The 16064-nt window shown below is 62.0% G+C and carries 20 protein-coding genes and 2 pseudogenes; 10 read left to right on the forward strand and 12 right to left on the reverse strand.

What is annotated here, in order from left to right; all coding sequences use genetic code 11:
* Positions 1-193 precede the first annotated feature (193 nt).
* Entirely contained in the window at positions 194-2014 is a 1821-nt protein-coding gene (gene typA, locus F467_RS0103290) for a translational GTPase TypA (RefSeq protein WP_018138979.1), read from the forward strand.
* A 225-nt stretch (positions 2015-2239) separates the two neighbouring features.
* Here the strand turns inward: typA and F467_RS0103295 are convergent, their stop codons facing one another.
* Together F467_RS0103295 and F467_RS0103300 are read right to left on the reverse strand one after the other, a co-directional pair.
* Complete coding sequence (locus F467_RS0103295; RefSeq protein WP_018875235.1) at positions 2240-2587, reverse strand: DUF86 domain-containing protein; 348 nt, start codon at positions 2585-2587, stop codon at positions 2240-2242.
* Positions 2577-2888: a nucleotidyltransferase family protein gene (locus F467_RS0103300; RefSeq protein ID WP_018138981.1), complete on the reverse strand. Its 312-nt coding sequence runs from the start codon at positions 2886-2888 to the stop codon at positions 2577-2579. Before F467_RS0103300 ends, F467_RS0103295 begins: the two co-directional genes overlap by 11 nt.
* Before the next feature lie 330 nt (positions 2889-3218).
* On the opposite strand from F467_RS0103300, the pseudogene F467_RS13900 reads away from it, so the two are divergent.
* Positions 3219-3326 (forward strand): annotated as a pseudogene (locus tag F467_RS13900) (GTP-binding protein TypA); the annotation flags it as partial.
* Between the two features lie 880 nt (positions 3327-4206).
* Here F467_RS13900 and F467_RS0103305 read toward each other — a convergent pair.
* Genes F467_RS0103305 through F467_RS0103320 form a run of 4 tightly spaced genes read right to left on the reverse strand, consistent with a single transcriptional unit; the run spans position 4207 to position 7916 of the window.
* Positions 4207-5361 (reverse strand): prepilin-type N-terminal cleavage/methylation domain-containing protein, encoded by a 1155-nt coding sequence (locus tag F467_RS0103305; protein WP_255349325.1) that lies wholly within the window; start codon positions 5359-5361, stop codon positions 4207-4209.
* On the reverse strand, positions 5358-6566 hold the full coding sequence (locus tag F467_RS0103310) for a PilX N-terminal domain-containing pilus assembly protein (RefSeq protein WP_231362265.1): 1209 nt from the start codon (positions 6564-6566) through the stop codon (positions 5358-5360). Before F467_RS0103310 ends, F467_RS0103305 begins: the two co-directional genes overlap by 4 nt.
* A gap of 16 nt (positions 6567-6582) precedes the next feature.
* Positions 6583-7371: a prepilin-type N-terminal cleavage/methylation domain-containing protein gene (locus F467_RS0103315; RefSeq protein ID WP_081601211.1), complete on the reverse strand. Its 789-nt coding sequence runs from the start codon at positions 7369-7371 to the stop codon at positions 6583-6585.
* Complete coding sequence (locus F467_RS0103320) at positions 7365-7916, reverse strand: Tfp pilus assembly protein FimT/FimU (protein ID WP_018138985.1); 552 nt, start codon at positions 7914-7916, stop codon at positions 7365-7367. Before F467_RS0103320 ends, F467_RS0103315 begins: the two co-directional genes overlap by 7 nt.
* Before the next feature lie 189 nt (positions 7917-8105).
* Between F467_RS0103320 and F467_RS0103325 the strand changes: the two genes are divergently transcribed.
* On the forward strand, positions 8106-8522 hold the full coding sequence (locus tag F467_RS0103325; protein WP_026182212.1) for a type IV pilin protein: 417 nt from the start codon (positions 8106-8108) through the stop codon (positions 8520-8522).
* A gap of 31 nt (positions 8523-8553) precedes the next feature.
* On the opposite strand, the gene F467_RS0103330 is transcribed toward F467_RS0103325, so the two are convergent.
* On the reverse strand, positions 8554-9087 hold the full coding sequence (locus F467_RS0103330; protein WP_018138986.1) for a Tfp pilus assembly protein FimT/FimU: 534 nt from the start codon (positions 9085-9087) through the stop codon (positions 8554-8556).
* A 163-nt stretch (positions 9088-9250) separates the two neighbouring features.
* Between F467_RS0103330 and F467_RS0103335 the strand changes: the two genes are divergently transcribed.
* From F467_RS0103335 to F467_RS0103345, 3 genes are all read left to right on the forward strand, one after another.
* Entirely contained in the window at positions 9251-10117 is an 867-nt protein-coding gene (locus tag F467_RS0103335) for an SUMF1/EgtB/PvdO family nonheme iron enzyme (protein ID WP_018138987.1), read from the forward strand.
* Between the two features lie 139 nt (positions 10118-10256).
* The gene (locus F467_RS0103340; RefSeq protein WP_012981637.1) at positions 10257-10535 is read left to right on the forward strand and encodes a type II toxin-antitoxin system RelE/ParE family toxin; all 279 of its coding nucleotides are present in this window, start codon (positions 10257-10259) and stop codon (positions 10533-10535) included.
* 24 nt (positions 10536-10559) lie between these two features.
* On the forward strand, positions 10560-10859 hold the full coding sequence (locus F467_RS0103345) for a HigA family addiction module antitoxin (RefSeq protein ID WP_012981638.1): 300 nt from the start codon (positions 10560-10562) through the stop codon (positions 10857-10859).
* Positions 10860-10955: 96 nt separating this feature from the next.
* Here the strand turns inward: F467_RS0103345 and F467_RS0103350 are convergent, their stop codons facing one another.
* Together F467_RS0103350 and F467_RS0103355 are read right to left on the reverse strand one after the other, a co-directional pair.
* Positions 10956-11495 carry a protein disulfide oxidoreductase gene (locus F467_RS0103350; protein WP_018138989.1) on the reverse strand — a complete coding sequence of 180 codons (540 nt, stop codon included), beginning with the start codon at positions 11493-11495 and terminating at the stop codon, positions 10956-10958.
* Positions 11492-11923 carry a hypothetical protein gene (locus F467_RS0103355; RefSeq protein WP_018138990.1) on the reverse strand — a complete coding sequence of 144 codons (432 nt, stop codon included), beginning with the start codon at positions 11921-11923 and terminating at the stop codon, positions 11492-11494. The genes F467_RS0103350 and F467_RS0103355 overlap by 4 nt, the downstream gene beginning before the upstream one ends.
* Before the next feature lie 135 nt (positions 11924-12058).
* Between F467_RS0103355 and nadA the strand changes: the two genes are divergently transcribed.
* The 3 genes and pseudogenes from nadA to F467_RS13140 all read left to right on the forward strand — a co-directional run bounded on the left by nadA (position 12059) and on the right by F467_RS13140 (position 13843).
* Positions 12059-13141 carry a quinolinate synthase NadA gene (gene nadA / locus F467_RS0103360; protein ID WP_018138991.1) on the forward strand — a complete coding sequence of 361 codons (1083 nt, stop codon included), beginning with the start codon at positions 12059-12061 and terminating at the stop codon, positions 13139-13141.
* A gap of 44 nt (positions 13142-13185) precedes the next feature.
* Positions 13186-13497 carry a nucleotidyltransferase family protein gene (locus F467_RS0103365; protein WP_026182213.1) on the forward strand — a complete coding sequence of 104 codons (312 nt, stop codon included), beginning with the start codon at positions 13186-13188 and terminating at the stop codon, positions 13495-13497.
* Positions 13498-13501: 4 nt separating this feature from the next.
* Positions 13502-13843 (forward strand): annotated as a pseudogene (locus F467_RS13140) (DUF86 domain-containing protein).
* An 88-nt stretch (positions 13844-13931) separates the two neighbouring features.
* Here the strand turns inward: F467_RS13140 and F467_RS0103375 are convergent.
* Complete coding sequence (locus F467_RS0103375; RefSeq protein WP_017926221.1) at positions 13932-14138, reverse strand: hypothetical protein; 207 nt, start codon at positions 14136-14138, stop codon at positions 13932-13934.
* A gap of 86 nt (positions 14139-14224) precedes the next feature.
* On the opposite strand from F467_RS0103375, the gene F467_RS0103380 reads away from it, so the two are divergent.
* A complete protein-coding gene (locus F467_RS0103380) occupies positions 14225-14581 on the forward strand; it encodes a hypothetical protein (RefSeq protein ID WP_018138995.1) in 357 nt (118 codons plus the stop codon).
* Between the two features lie 206 nt (positions 14582-14787).
* Here the strand turns inward: F467_RS0103380 and F467_RS0103390 are convergent, their stop codons facing one another.
* Positions 14788-15318 carry a hypothetical protein gene (locus tag F467_RS0103390; RefSeq protein WP_018138997.1) on the reverse strand — a complete coding sequence of 177 codons (531 nt, stop codon included), beginning with the start codon at positions 15316-15318 and terminating at the stop codon, positions 14788-14790.
* A gap of 81 nt (positions 15319-15399) precedes the next feature.
* Positions 15400-15981 carry a thioredoxin family protein gene (locus F467_RS0103395; protein WP_018138998.1) on the reverse strand — a complete coding sequence of 194 codons (582 nt, stop codon included), beginning with the start codon at positions 15979-15981 and terminating at the stop codon, positions 15400-15402.
* Between the last annotated feature and the right edge of the window lie 83 nt (positions 15982-16064).

Below are 16064 nucleotides of genomic sequence, written 5' to 3' on the forward strand. Positions count from 1 at the left end.
GTGGGCGGGGTAACGAGGTGAATCGGTTGCGGCCGAGGGCGCCGGTTACCGATGCAGGGCAGGTGGTCGATGTGCTGCGCTGGCGGCGCGTGAAGGCGAAGGAGCCTGCGCACAAAACAGGGAAGTCGCAGCGCGGTCACGAATAAGTCTGTATAGTGTCGGCCCTTTTGCCAGTATCCAGAGTTCGTATTCCATGACCGAGAAGCTTCGCAACATCGCCATCATCGCCCACGTTGATCATGGCAAGACCACGCTGGTCGACCAGCTCCTGCGCCAGTCCGGCACGCTTGATGCGCGCGGCGACCACGGCGAGCGGATCATGGATTCGAACGCGATCGAGAAAGAACGCGGGATCACCATCCTGGCCAAGAACACGGCCATCGAATGGCAGGACTACCGCATCAACATCGTCGACACCCCCGGACACGCCGACTTCGGTGGCGAGGTCGAGCGGGTGCTGTCCATGGTCGACTCCGTGCTGCTGCTGGTGGACGCGGTCGACGGCCCGATGCCGCAGACCCGCTTCGTGACCCAGAAGGCCTTCGCGATGGGCTTCAAGCCGATCGTGGTGGTCAACAAGGTCGACCGCCCCGGCGCGCGCCCGGACTGGGCCGTGGACCAGGTGTTCGACCTGTTCGATCGCCTCGGCGCGACCGACGAACAGTTGGACTTCCCCATCGTGTTCGCCTCCGCCCTGAACGGCTTCGCCGGCATGGATTCCAGTGTCACCGAAGGCGACATGACCTGTCTGCTGGAGACGATCGTCGAGCATGTGTCCCCGCCGAACGTCGACGCCGACGGCCCGTTCCAGATGCAGGTCTCCTCGCTGGACTACAATTCCTACCAGGGCCTGATCGGCATCGGTCGCGTGAAGCGCGGGCGCATCAAGCCGAACACCCCGGTCAAGGTGGTGGACCGCGAGGGCAAGGTACGTAACGGCCGCATGTTGCAGATCATGGGCTTCCATGGCCTGGAGCGTGTCGAGGTCGCGGAGGCCCGCGCCGGTGACATCATCACCTTCACCGGCATGGACGAGCTGTACATCTCCGACACCCTGTGCGATCCGAATAACGTCGAGGCGATGGAACCGCTGACCGTGGACGAGCCGACGGTGACCATGACCTTCCAGGTCAACACCTCGCCGTTCGCCGGGCGCGAAGGCAAGTACGTGACCTCGCGCGTGCTGCGCGACCGCCTGCTGGAAGAGCTCAAGCACAACGTTGCCCTGCGCGTGGAAGAGACTGACGACGCCGACAAGTTCAAGGTCTCCGGGCGCGGCGAACTGCACCTGGGCATCCTGATCGAGAACATGCGCCGCGAGGGCTACGAGCTGGGCGTCTCGCGCCCGGAAGTGGTCATCAAGGAAGTGGACGGCGTGAAGCAGGAGCCCTACGAGGCCGTCACCGTTGACGTCGAGGAGCAGCACCAGGGCACGATCATGGAAAAGCTCGGCGAACGCCGCGGCGACATGACCAACATGGTGCCCGACGGCAAGGGCCGAGTGCGCCTGGACTTCATCATCCCGTCGCGCGGGCTGATCGGCTTCCAGACCGAGTTCATGACCGCGACCTCCGGTACCGGCATCCTGCACCACATCTTTGACCACTACGGCCCCTATCAGCCGGGTGCGGTCGCCTCGCGCCAGAACGGCGTGCTGATCGCCAACGCCGCCGGCAAGGCGCTCGGCTTTGCGTTGTTCAACCTGCAGGATCGCGGCAAGCTGTTCATCGGCCCCGGCGACGAGGTCTACGAGGGCATGGTGATCGGCCTGCACTCGCGCGAGAACGACCTGGTCGTCAACGCGCTCAAGGCCAAACAGCTGACCAACATCCGCGCCGCCGGCACGGACGAGAACATCCAGCTGACCCCGCCGATCCGCATGACGCTGGAACAGGCCATCGAGTTCATCGACGACGACGAACTCGTCGAGGTCACGCCGAAAAACATCCGCGTCCGCAAGAAGTTCCTGCTCGAGCACGAACGCAAGAAGGCCGCCCGCGCCGCCTCGGCATAAGGCCTACGCCAGCGCCCCGTCAGTGGGCCAGGCAAAAAGAAGCGCCCGGTCGGATCATCCGCCGGGCGCTTTTTCGTGTCATGTCCGCTGGAACCAGGTTCTTTGCCACCCCGGGAATTGCAAAGCGTTTATCCGGGACCTGTATGTGGTGCTCCGCCGAGGGGCAACGTAGGCAAGGTTTCCCAAACAGCTAGCAGCCCAACGTGACGGCCGCTATTGCGGGCCTCACTCATCCAATTGCCGCAGTAAACTGTCCAGTTCTCGCGCCATAACCGGGACGTCGGTCGTGGCAGTGCTCCAGACAATACGGCTATCGATCTTGGCATAACCATGGATCAACAGGTTTCGCAGATCCACGGCCGCCCTCAACTGTGGAATCTGTCGGGCCAGATCGGGATCCGCCTTTTCCAGCTGCCCCAGCGCCTCGCCCAGAATCTCCAGCTGCCGCTCAACGGCGGAGCGCATCAGGTCGCTGGCCATGTAGCCATCTTCGTTTGCGTCCTCCACGAATTCCGCCACGCGTCTCGCGGCTTCACGTGCATCCCAAACGTAAGCACGCGGATCACGCCGCATGGACCGCTTCCCGGGTTCGCTCGATATCCGCGAGGACATACGGATTGCTCACGCTTTCCGGCGTCACCAGGTCCACGGGCCGTCCAAGAATGTCGCTCAACTCTCTGCGCAGACCGAGGAAGTGTTCCAGGGACAGTCTGGTCTGATCCGGCCCGAATTCCACGAGGAAATCCACGTCCGAACGTTCAGGGTCGAAATCTTCGCCGCGAGCTGCAGATCCGAAAACGTCGAGCCGCGAGACGCCGAAGTCACGGCATACCGATTCGAGGGCGCTGCGATGTTGTTCAATCAATGGATGCATGCCCGAGCCTCCTTCCGGAATACGATACGACAGTCACTCCCTAAGCGCAGCCGTCACATGATTCCGCTTGGGCGTGATTCCGGTCGAGTCGAGTACAAATCTACCGCGGTCGTGCAGCTGCCGAACAATTTGGAGCTCTGGGGGCGACCTATCCGGGGGCAAAAGGCAAGCTCTGACCCCGTGCACTCCCGAAGGCGGCATTTCAGAACCGAGCACCTCCAAGCGGAGTGCGGACCCCACAAGCCACACCTCCGCCGCCGTCTCGAGTCTAGAACACCTCAACACCCTTCGCCGGCCTGCGAAATCCAAAGGTAGACCCCGTGCACTCCCATCGACGACGACGAACTGGTCGAGGTCACCCCGGAAAACATCCGCATCCGCAAGAAGCTCCTGCTCGAGCACGAACGCAAGAAGGCCGCCCGCGCCGCCTCGGCGTAATGGCTGACGCCAACGCGTCTTCTTTGGGGTAAAGCCAAAAAAGCGCCTGGTCGGATCAGCCGCCAGGCGCTTTCTTGTGTGTATAAATAATGAATATGTTGCAGGTGCAGGGTCTTAGGCAAAAAACGAACTCTGACCCATTCCGCGCTAAATGTGGAAGCGGAAACTAAATCCGTGCTCCCCCTCCCCCCTTTTTTTATCGCCTCACTGAATTCGCCATCACTCCTGGGGGCCTATCGTTCAGGGGCATAGGCGTATCGATTCTTCAGTTGGGCCTGGGAACTCGAACTCCGTTTCACTTGTGGGGATATCCCTGAACTCAATTCGGGTGTAGCCCTGATTAGGGTGATCTCGTTCCCCAACACGGATGCTACCTCCGCCATTTTCTTCATAAGGGAATGCGGAGTCGAGGTCTTGGCCGGCACACAGCAGGTCGCCTTGGTTTGAAATTTGGATGTACTCACCCGGGTTGTTCCCCTGCGGTTCAGCCCAGCGGTCTGCGGCATCCGGAGGTACTGCCGTACATTCGATAGTCCACTCATCTTGTGGGTCAAGTTGTGTCCAAGTGTCGGGGTCGCAAGTCAACGCTTCACTGCTGGTGGTGAACGGAGATTCCAAGACAGGTATGTTCGGCACATCAGAGTCACTTTGGAAGCGAAGAGTAATGCTAACCGAAGCGACACTGGCGCCAGTGTCGTCGTCTTCAAGACATTCACCGGGCCCAATTAGGCAAACATTTCGACCCGGGTTATCCCAAGGGTTCTCGTCTGACTCCACTAGAATCCCCGATCCGGATATCATATCTCTAACACTCGAATCTAGGCTGTCGAAGGTGTCAATACAAGCTTGGTCGCGGTTACTCGGGTTGCCTCGGATCCGATCAAGATGGAAAAAATCCTGCCGGGCAAAGTATCGGCTTCCATTGTCGCCCAAGCCGGTGACCCCCCACGAATTCGCCATCATCCTGTTCGGTCTGGAATCCCCGGTACCGACGGATCGGGCTCCATTGAATGTCTACGGAGTCCCAATCTTCATAGCCGAGATTCGGGGTCGGATCTGGATCTCCGGCGCAGATGGTTGATGAAAGGTTTCCAGTTTCTGTTACTACTCCGATGTTGCCGTACCATCCAAGACCGAAAAAGCAAACGTACTCGAAGTATGTGACATCGTCGTTGGTGCCTTCTATTTCGAATGGCTCGTTCCTATCGTCGAAAGCCGTACCGCAGAATGCAGCATCGGAGGAGAGGATGAACCAGTTATCCGGATCATCAATGTCTGAATCAGTGAAAATCCGACCGCTAATGGAGCCAAGGTGAGCGTTTCGGGTAGTGAGAACCGGTTGCCCGTCGGACAGAACCTGGAAGCTCCCGTCTTGCTCGCGGATGTCAACTCCGATCCGCTGGGCTAGTGTATCGAGTGTTTCGCGTTCTGAATCCGAGAGATCGTCGGCTCCATCAAGGCCACCATCAAACACACCCCTCCCGTCATCGCCAGTTGTGGCGCGCCCCGTTGGGCGCGCGATTGGGTCTTCGCCAGTCGAGAGGCGCCCTTTCGAGATATTGGTGACGGTTCTCGGGTCCATCCAGGCCACACTACTCGAGACGTTCACGCGCTGCGTGTCGCCTCGCGCGTCCTCCCATTCGACTGTCATCAGTACGTCGAGCCGATTTTGACTGTCCACGTCGTCCCATTCGAATGAGGGCTCAACCTGGAATGTCGCATTGGTGCCGACATGTTCGTCGCTACCGATGTTTTCCAACGCTTCGAACTCGCCCCGTTCCATTGCAGCTCTGAGGCGCTCAATGCGCTGCTCCGCAATCTGGACAGCTTCCGTGCGCGCTTTGCTTTCCGCGGTGCTGGCAATCAGTTCGCCATATAGCTTGGCAATCGCGAGCACCCCGAGCGAGATGACCGCCAGCGCAATCAGGGCTTCAATCAAGGTGATCCCTGCTTGACGGCGCTTGGACGGAGCTGTAGCGGGCAACCGCGAGTTGGGGCCATCTTGAATGCCCGATTTTCTGCAAAGATTTTTCATTGTTCATGTACCCAGTCGCGCCAAGTCCCCGTGACGATGCCTCGTGCCCCGACATTGCTTGCGCCGTAGGCAATGTCCGGGTCGAAGATGAAGTATGGGTTGCCCCCAATATTCGTTTCACCTTCAACGATCGCGGCGCCATAGTTTGTGAAGGTCCCGCTACCACCCAAGTCGCCACGGACGTACAGAACCCCATAGAGATCAACATTGCCGGCGACATCGAGGTCTCCGTCAACGACCAAGACTACGGGTTCGTCTCTTGTCCCAATTTGTGTGTTGCCTTCAATGGAAGTGTCGCCATCGACCCATACTGCCTGGCCCCTTAGTCCATCAAGGTCAGCGCCCGCCTCCATTTCTAGGGATTGTGCCTTGTAGTCTTCCCGTGCGGCACCCATGAAGTTTTCGAAGTAGGCATCACCCCCGCGGTCCTCGAGTTGCCGTAGCGATAGATCGGCATCAATTACGTCTGGACCGATGGCTTGCCTGTCCGTCGTCTGGCTGTAATAGCGATTGATCTGTGATTGCCCCATATCCTCGGTCACCAGACGCAGGTCCGAAGGGGGGGGTTCCGATTGGTTCCGCACGTACGTCGTGCCCGGGTTGCCCGTTACGTCGACTGCGGCTGCGGTCCAGATAGTGAGATTGTTGAAATAGTTGAATACTCGTGCGGCACCGTTTGTGTTTACGCCCGACAAAGAGGTTAGGGGGTTAGTGGGTGGATCCGCCATGGAGGGGCTGGCCCGCATAGAGACACTAATGCCTTTGCGTGCAGAGGCGTCATCGCTCCAACCACAAGAGAAAATAACGACTTCGCTAGTATTTGGCGCGGAGTCACCTGGGAAAGTCCCATCGTCAGGAGTCGCAGGGCATGATTCGACCTCGTCATTTGGGTCCAGGAAGGCGACCCTGAAAACGGCATTGCTCTGATTGTCGCCGTCGAAAGTGCGATGAAGCTGTTCGGAGGGGAGGCCCTGGCCGCTGTTGAGTTGTGCGGTCGCGAACTCCACTCCGGCTTGGGCAGCGCTTGCGGCGTGTTTCATTCGAAGCTCGTTGGCGGACATTCGCTGGTCCAGGATTGCTGTTTGGGCCGCGAAGATCACCATGAGCGTGATCGCCACCAGGATGACCACGGTGATCAGAAGTGTCGCCAGGCCGCTTTGGCGTTGACGGCCAAGGTGGCCTGGGTGCGTGTGGCGTGAGCTCATCAGTTTGTCCCGTGTGTCACTCTGCGGCATAGACGTGGTCGTTTCGCACCGCGACACTCTCCTCGAGCTGGATGCGTGTATCTGGGTTCTGAGCGTGTTCGGCTACCAGCGTGATGTTCACGCGGCGTTTCTCGATCAGGACGTCTCCGCTGCTGGGGGATGCGCAATTGGTGTCATCGTCGTCCGTCGTGTTCAGGCAGAAGGTCTCGAGGTCGAATTCGAGGGAGGTCACGTTGGTGGTATTGGGGTCAGTAAGGCTTGCCCACGGACGGTCGGGGCAGTTCCCGGTGCTCGTGGTTTGCGACTCGTTCGTCAGCAATTGAATGGCATTCCCGTTTAGGCGGTAGCCGAATACATACTGGACTTCGGCTGCATCCAGGTCTGACAGGTCTCTGCTCATGCTGGAGGGGTCAGGTGGATATCGGAACGTGGGGTCGTAGCTCAACATGAGGCAGCTTCCACCGTGTATGCCGATATTCAGGTCAGCGCTCATGAAGGGGTTGAGTGGGAGGCCAGTGTCCGGGTCTTCATCGATACGGTTCGGATGTGGAAATACATATCCGGCGCGCCGGATGTCGTTGACCATCAGGTCCATCGCAATGCGGGTTTCCTGGGTGACTCGTGTCTCCTGTGTTACCGCAATGGCCCCTCGAATGGCGGTGACGTAAAGAGCAATTACAGCGGCGATCACGATCGTGCCAACAAGGATCCCGATCATGAGTTCGATCAGTGTGAAGCCATTACAATGCTGTCTTGGCGTCCGGCTCGAATGAACGAAGCTCCTTGTGCGCTTGTGGTTCAGCATTGGCTATAAGCTCCCATCGCACGCCCGACGCCGCATGCGCTCGGCCGGCCAATCAGGTTGATCCGCACTTCCAAGCCGAAGCTACTGGGACTGGAGGTGAAAACCATGTCTTCCGGGTCGCCGCCGGATACGGTGCCGCGGACATGATCGAATCGGAGTTCCTGTCCTCCGGTCATGGCGATATTTCGGAACTTGTCGGAATGCGTTGTGCGCAGAACGGGAGTGTCGTCGCCGGCCATTGTGATCTCGCACGCATCCCCAGCGCCCGCCGGTTCGAAGCAGTTACAACCGGCCACCTGCGAGATGCCATGGCACCACTCGTCGCCATCAGTCTGGCTGACGAACCAGATGTCGCGCCCCTGCTTGATGGCCTCGGAGCGCGCGGTCTGAATCTGGTCGAGCGCGCTTTCTCCGGCGGCGACTACGCGCCGTTGTTCGGCTAGGTTGAAAGCAGGCACGGCCAGCGTGATCAGGATCACCAGGACGGCGATGGTGATCATCAGCTCGATCAGGGTGAATCCGGGCTGTCGGGAGGTTGCGGCCATGCACGGGTCCTGTTCGGAATGCAGGAAGGTATCGACTCCCATTATACGGTTTGGGGTATGTTGGGCATGGGGCGTAGCTACCGCTCACGGGGCGAAAGAGACCCTTCGTCGATCTGGGAGGGGGCGCGGGGCTCGGCTTATGGTGGAATCGGGATAGCCGCACAGCTCTTTGCAGAGGGAGAGATCGGGATGGACCAGACAAAACGCCGGATGGCTGGATTTACGCTGATCGAGGTGATGATCGTGGTGGTGGTGATCGGAATCCTCGCGGCGATCGCCTATCCCTCGTACCAGAACTACATCCTCAAGTCGCAGCGGGCCGATGCGCACGATGCGCTGCTCCGGATCCAGCTGGAGCAGGAGCGGTGGCGGGCGAATAACCCGGAGTACACCGGAGATCTTTCGGATCTGGGACTATCTTCCCTCTCAGACGATGAGCATTACGAGTTGACGATCTCCGATAGCTCCGGGTCGAGCTTTACGGCGACGGCCTCTCCGCAAGGGCGTCAAGCCAATGACTCAAGGTGTCAGACCATTACTCTCACGGTTGCCGGCGGTTCTGCTGACCGCGACGGGTCTCCAGGAGGAGAGGAAGAATGCTGGTGAGGTGCTGCCCACATGGCTGTTTGAACCGAGCTTAAGGTTCGATTTGGCAGTCGGAACGAAGCTCACTACGCGGCCGCCCGATGCTGCTGACGATCACGCGCCGGCCTTCCTCGGCGCGGCCGCATACGGTGAAGCTTCCCATCTGAAGAGCGCCATTGGTGCGCTGGGTCGTGCCACGCGGTACGTACGAGACGTAGTTACGAACCGGTGAATTGCCGCTGACATGGACGTTGGGCAAGTTCGGGGCAGCGTGCCCGATCAGCGGGTCTTTGTCGGCGCGCTTCCCCGTGCTTCCTGTATCTGCAAACCAGATCCAGCCATCTGACCAGATGCCGTCATCACGGCAGGTCTCGCCGTCGCTGGAGGGGCACAGGGTGACGCGCTCGTTGCGCTTGAGCGCCTCGCTTCGCGCCAGGTGCATGGCGTTGAGCAGGCTGTTGGTGGCGCCGATGACGCGCTGGCGCTCGAGCATCTGGCTGAAGGCCGGGGCGGCCAGCATTGCCAGGATGGCGAGCACGCCAATGGTGACCATCAGTTCGATGGCCGTGAGGCCCTGGTGGCGCATCGCTTCTCCTCCCTGAGATCACGTGCAAGCCCGAGCCTAGACCACCTTGATGTCTCTCACCAGTGCTTACCGGGGAACGGCCCCAGGCGGATGTTGCCTATAGAATGAGCGCGCCCGACTGGCGGGCGCCCTATACGGTTCAAGCACGGGTTGGAATGAGCCAATGGCCAAGAGCGTTCAGGAACTGGAGCAGGCGGATCTGCTGGATCTGCAGCAGCGGGCGGCGCGCAAGGCGCGGCTGGATATCACGTTTCGTGACGAGGCGCGTTCGGGTGCGCTGACGCCTGAGCTGCAGGTGATCCCGGTGGGCGAGTGCGAGATCGGTTCCGACGCTTCGGAGTACGGGCATCAGGAGCACGAGTCGCCGCGGCGCTATGTTGTGCTGGAGAAGCCCTTTGCCCTGGGCCGCTTTGCCGTCACGCGCGAGGAGTGGGATGCCTTCGCCGAGGCGGCAGGCTGGGAGCCCTGGGACTGGCTGGTGTGGCCGCGGACCCCGCGCACGCCGATCTTCAACATCAAGCCCGCGTCGATCCAGCAGTATCTCGAATGGCTGAGCGAGGAGACCGGAAAGCGCTACCGCCTGCCCACCGAGGCGGAGTGGGAATACGCCTGCCGGGCCGGTACGCGCACGCCTTTTGCCTTCGGCGAGGTGGTGGGCTGCCGCGACGTGCACTTCAACTCCCTGTTCCCCTATGAGGAGCGCCGCCAGCGCCGCAGGTGGTACATCCCGGCTTGTTTCCCGCTGTCCCGTCCGCTGGATGTCGGCAGCTTCCAGCCGAACCTGTGGGGCCTGTACGACATGCACGGCAACGTGCAGGAGTTCACCTCCTCACCCTGGCATGACAACCATGCCAGCCTGCCGCGCGATGGCGTCTATCGTCGCGACCCGGACAACGAGTGGGTCGTGGTCAAGGGCGGCTCGTGGTTCGACCCGGCCGTAAACACCCGCAGCGCTGCCCGGCGCCGCCGCAACATCGACGAGATGGATACTAACCTCGGCTTCCGCGTCCTGCGGGAGTTGGATGATTAAATACTTGGTTGCCTGAGCACGATGCGTTTCGCTTTGCTCAACGCATCCTACGGTCGGGTGGCGATGCGTAGGGTGCACTGAGCGCAGCGAACTGCACCATTAGTTTGCTGCTTACCGTTAAGCGTTATATTCTGTTTCCATGATCAGAAGCTTTCGGTGTAGGGAAACCCGGGCGCTGTTCGAAACGGGCAGGAGTCGGCGTTGGTCGAGCGTCCGAACAATCGTGGAGCGCAAGCTGATTCAGCTTCAAGCGGCGGAGACACTGCAGGATTTGCGCTCTCCGCCGGGGAACCGGCTGGAGGCCCTGTCTGGCGACCGCGAAGGGCAGCACAGCATCCGAATCAACGCCCAGTGGCGCATCTGTTTCCGGTGGACGGACGAAGGTCCCGAGGATGTGGAGATCGTCGATTACCACTGAAGGGTTCCGGAAGGAGGTTAGACCATGAGCACAAGCGGTATGCGACCCATCCATCCAGGTGAGGTCCTGCGCGAGGAGTTTCTTGCCCCGTTGGGTCTCAGTGTGAACGCGCTTGCTGGGGCATTGCATGTTCCGACGACGCGCATGAACGACATTGTGCGCGAGCGTCGTGGCATTTCGGCTGACACGGCCATGAGGTTGGCGCGTTATTTCGGCACTTCCGAGCGTTTCTGGCTGAACCTCCAGCTCGAGTATGAACTGAGGCAGGCGCAACTCGAACTTTCGGAACGCGTGCGTCGTGAAATTGAGCCGCGGGCGGCTTGAGTGGCGGCAGCGAGGGCGCGGGTGGACATGAGGTCGGCGTGGGGTGCGCTGAGCGCAGCGAATTGCACCGTCTCGACGTGAGACTGCTCAGTTTCCCTACAGCCAACGAGCGAGCCAGAGGCGCAGGCGCAGTTCCAGGGGCGGGGCGTAGCCCTGCTTGCGGAAGACGATCTCGCCGTCGGGGTTGATGATGAAGGTCGCGGGAACGCCGCGGACGTTGTATTGCGAAGCGAGTTCGCCCTGCGGGTCGTTGACCACGGCCAGTTCGCGCTCGCGTTCGTTCAGGTGCTCCAGCACCTCCTCCGGCGTGCCGGACTGCATGGCGACCGTGAGCACCGGGTGGCTTTGCGACAGGCGCACGATCTCGCCTTCCTCCAGGCGGCAGATCGGACACCAGGTGGCCCAGAAGTGCAGCAGCATGGGCTCGTCCGCGTAGTCCGCGAGCGTTACCGGCGTGCCATCCAGCAGCTGTGCCTCGAACTCGGGGGCCGGGCCCTCGACCATGTCGCGCGCCATCCAGGCGCGCACGGCCAGGAAGATCACCAGCGCGATCCCGATCTGGATGCCCCAGCCCAGGGCGCGGCGGCGCCGGGAGGGCTTCGGGCGTTTCGGTTTTTCGGGGCGGGTCTCGGTCAACGGATCATCTCGGCTTGTCCGGGGCGGGCGCGGGTCCCGCGTTTTTTCGGGCCCTTGCGCACCGCGATGCGCACCAGTTCGTCTTCGTCGTCCATCAGGCGTTCCCGCTGGGCTTCGGTCAGAAGCGGATTGCGCGCGACGAAGTAGCGCAGGTTCGGGTCGCGGTCGTTCACGCAGGCCTCGACCTGTTCCGGTGTCAGGTCGGGGCGCTTGGCGCAGTTCAGGCGCACGGTCTGGTTGGGGTCGGCCAGCAGCAGGGCGACCTCCTCGGGTGTGAGATCCATGCGGCGGGAGAAGTAGGCCTTCACCTGGGCGTGCTGGTCGCGCACCAGCAGGGGTCGCCAGTGCGCCTCGAGGTTCGCGGACAGGGCGAGGTCCATGCGCTCCTCGAATGTCATCGCCTTGTATTGCTGCTTCAGGTCGGTCATGGCCGGGGCATTATAGGCGCCGGGGTTGGGATGCGCGGGGACGCCCCCACAATGTGTAGGAACGACAGCGCGCGCGAGCGTGTCGTACTATTAGTCAACGATAATCTACCCCGCATGCCGGGGTGTCGAGGACCCATGACTGCACCGGTGGCCGAAATTCCGATCTTCCAGGTTCCGCGCACGGATCACGTGACGGCCTCGCTGCATGCGTTGACCGATGCCCAGCGCGACGAGCTGGTGCGCCGCATCAAGCGCCTGCTGATTGAGCGCAACGCGGTACTGGTGGCCCATTACTACGTGGACGAGTCGTTGCAGCGCCTGGCGGACGAGACCGGCGGGTGCGTGGCCGACTCCCTGGAGATGGCACGTTTCGGCAAGGAGCACCCGGCCGAGACGCTGGTGGTCGCCGGGGTGCGTTTCATGGGCGAGACGGCCAAGATCCTGAGCCCGGAGAAACGTGTTCTGATGCCGACGCTGGAGGCCGAGTGCTCGCTGGATCTTGGCTGCCCGGCCGAGGAGTTTGCGAAATTCCGCGCCCAGTATCCGGACCACACGGTGGTGGTGTACTCCAACACCTCGGTGGACGTGAAGGCGCAGGCCGACTACGTCGTCACCTCGAGCATTGCCGTGCCGCTGGTCGAGCATCTGCGCGATCAGGGCAAGAAGGTGCTGTGGGCCCCGGACAAGCACCTGGGCGACTACATTCGCCGCACCACTGGTGCCGACATGGTGCTGTGGGACGGCTCCTGTGTGGTGCACGATGAGTTTCGCTCCTGGGCGCTGGAAGATCTGCGCGGTCGTCATCCCGGTGCGGCGGTGCTGGTGCATCCGGAGTCTCCGCGCGAGGTGATCCATCAGGCCGATGTGGTCGGTTCCACCAGCCAGCTGATCGCGGCGGTGAAGAACCGCCCGGAACAGGAATTTATCGTCGCCACGGACAAGGGCATCTTCTACAAGATGCAGCAGGCGGCCCCGGGCAAGACGCTGATCGAGGCCCCGACCGGCGGCCACAGCGCCACCTGCACCAGCTGCGCCCACTGCCCGTGGATGGCCATGAACGACCTGGTCTCGCTGGCCGAGACGCTGGAAGACAACGCCGAGCCAGCCAAAAACGAGATCTTCGTCGACGACACCGCGCGCCAGAAGGCCCTGGTGGCCACGCAGCGCATGCTCGACTTCGCCGCCGAACACCGCAAGGCCACCGAAGGCGACGCCTGAATATTTGAAGGGGTAAGACCGCCGTGCAACAACAGGACGAGGCAATGGATCAACCATCTCGCAGGCTGAGTCGTGCTGCCGTATTGCAGGCGCTACGGGAGCATCGGACCCATCTCGAGCGTGAATTCGGTGTACGTGGGCTGGCGTTGTTCGGATCGTTGGCCCGTGACGAAGCCGGCGAGCAGAGTGATGTGGATATTCTTGTCGGCTACGACGGTCCGGCCTCAGCCCAGCAGTATTTTGGCGTTCAGTTCTATCTTGAAGACCTGTTAGGACACCCGGTGGATCTGATCTCCGAAAAGGCCCTGCGCGCCGAGCTGCGTCCGTACGTCGAGCGCGAGGCGATTCGTGTCTGACTCAATGGCGGCGCGCGAGTGGCGCTTCTATCTTGACGACATGATTCGATTTGCACGCAAGGCCATGGCTTATACGGATGGCCTTGATCGTGATGCGTTCGTACAGAATGAGCTGGTCTACGATGCGGTGCTTTGAAACCTCGAATTGATCGGTGAGGCGGCCGGGCATATTCCTTCCGAAGCGCGGGAGGCGCACCCGGATATCCCCTGGCGAATGATTGTCGCGACCCGAAACCGGCTGATTCACGCGTATCTGGGTATCGACAGCGATACGATCTGGAACCTGGTAGATGAGCACCTGCCCGCTTTGGTCTGCCGCCTTGAGAACATGCAGCGAGCGTTGTAGTGATCAGTGCCTTTCTGTGGCGGGCCCCGTTGTAGGAGGCCAGCCCTCTGGCCGATCAGGCGCTGGTGCGCAGTGATGCTCTTGGGGCTCAGCGGTCGTTCAGCCAGGCGGCCCACTGGGAGTGGGTGGAGACGTCCACGCCGTCGGCCTTGGCGGCCTTTTGCAGGTGGGTCTGCAGGTCATCCATCAGTTGCGAATCCATCAACTCCGGCGCCAGCGTCAGCTGCGCGTGCAGCGTGCTGTAGACGAGCTTGAGTTCATTCACCGGATAATGCGACCAGTCGAGGTGGGCCATGCCGTCCGTTCTCCGTTGTCATCCATTGCGTTATAGCCTGCCGCCGGTTGGTGGTGCCATTCAAAAGCACCTGCCCGGAGGCGGAGATGTATAAGCGTCGTGCGCGACTGCTGGTGGCCGCGGAACTCCCCGACGGGCGCGCCGCGCGCGTGGCGGAGCTGGCCGCGGCGGCCGAGTTCGAGGACTGGATCGAGGTGCGCCCGGCGCACACGATGGCCGAGGTGGCGGACGCCGATCTGGCATGGGCCGATCTGCTGGTGGCGCTGGACACGGCCGCGGCCCGCGCCATGCCGGCGCATCGGCCCGCGACCTGCCGGCCGAAGTACTGGCAGTTGCCCGGCGAGACCGGGGCAGATTTCGATCTGCAGACCCTGGAGGCGCTGCGCTGCATGGTCGGCGGTATGCGCATGTTGGCGCGCGTGGATGCTGACGACGACGCCTGAGGCACTGTCTTTTTCCGGTCAGTGCGCTTCCCGTGTCATTCCGGCCGGAGCGCAGCGTAGAGCCGGAGTCTCCCGCGGTTCCCATCGCCTTGGCGCACGAGATCCTAGATAACCGCGGCGCGGTTTCCGGGATGACGGCGAGAGGGCATGGACTCATGCTGCTCCAAGAGATGGCCACGGCGCTGCGCGCCTCGCGGTGACAAGTGCTATTCGGGGTGGTACGGGACCGGTGCGCGGGCGTGCAGCTGGGCCAGGTGGTCTTCGTAGAGGGCCCAGATGCGCGGAGCGATGGCGCCGCGCGAACCGGGGTAGGTCAGGCGGTCGGGGTTGAAGCTGGCCAGGCGCTCGATCTCGGTGCAGCGCAGTTCCTGGTCGACCACGTTGAAGATCAGGATCTGTGTGCCCTGGTCGGCGATCGGCAGCAGGGCCCCGATGATCCCGGTGTCATTGAGCCCGGGCTCGCCACGGGCATCGCCCAACTCGGCTGGCGGGCGTACCAGCGTGCCCAGCAGCTCATGGTAGGCCTGGCCGCAGGCAAAGCAGATCTCCGGCGCACGCAACCCCTGCACGCGTTCACAGGCCTGACGCACGGTATTGTCCGGCAAGACCATGCGCGCGGGCGGGATCGGGATGCGGTTGCTCTCGCCATTGGGCAGCAGGCGCGGGACGGCCTCCTGGCAGGAGGGACAGCGCCAGGTGGCGACCCGCGGGCCGTCGATCACGTTGCTGGGCGGCATGCGGTGGCCATGGTTCAGGGTGTGCGTTCAGTATACGGCGGGCGCGGCCGCTGCGCGGGCCGGCCCGCTCCGGCAGGTGCGTCAGCCGTAGTAGTCTGGTTCGTTGCCCGGGCGCCACTTGATGTTGCAGCCGAGGCTTGGATGCTGCGGCTCGGGGGCCGGCTGGCCGGCCAGCAGGGCATCGCTGGCGGCGCGCAGGTCACGCCCGGTGACCGGTGTGTCGGAGCCGGGGCGGGTCTCGTCGAACTGGCCGCGGTAGTACAGCTTGCGGTCGGCATCGAACAGGTACAGGTCCGGGGTGCAGGCGGCGTGGTAGGCCTTGGCCACGGACTGGTCCTCGTCCAGGCAGTAGGGGAACTTGTAGCCGAAACGACGGGCGTCGTCGCGCATCTTGTCCGGGGCGTCGTCCGGTACCGCCTGGATGTCGTTGGAGTTGATTGCGATCACCGCAATGCCCTTGTCCGAGTATTCGCGGCCGTAGCGCGCGAACTCGTGGCGGATCAGTTGCACGAACGGGCAGTGATTGCAGATGAAGGCAATCATGTAGCCTTTCGCGTCAGGGAAGCTGTCGAGGCTGATGGTGTCGCCGGAGATGGCGTCCGGCAGGGAGAAGTTCGGGGCCTCGGTGCCCAGTTCGATCATCTGCGAGGGGGTGCGGGCCATGGTTGCTCCAGTGCCTGTTAGGTTTGGGCGACGATTATACGGATTGGGACTGGTTGGATTAATCCGCATCGTCTGAACGACAG

Origin of the sequence: Thioalkalivibrio sp. ALJ12, from assembly GCF_000378305.1 — a bacterium.
GTDB lineage: Bacteria > Pseudomonadota > Gammaproteobacteria > Ectothiorhodospirales > Ectothiorhodospiraceae > Thioalkalivibrio.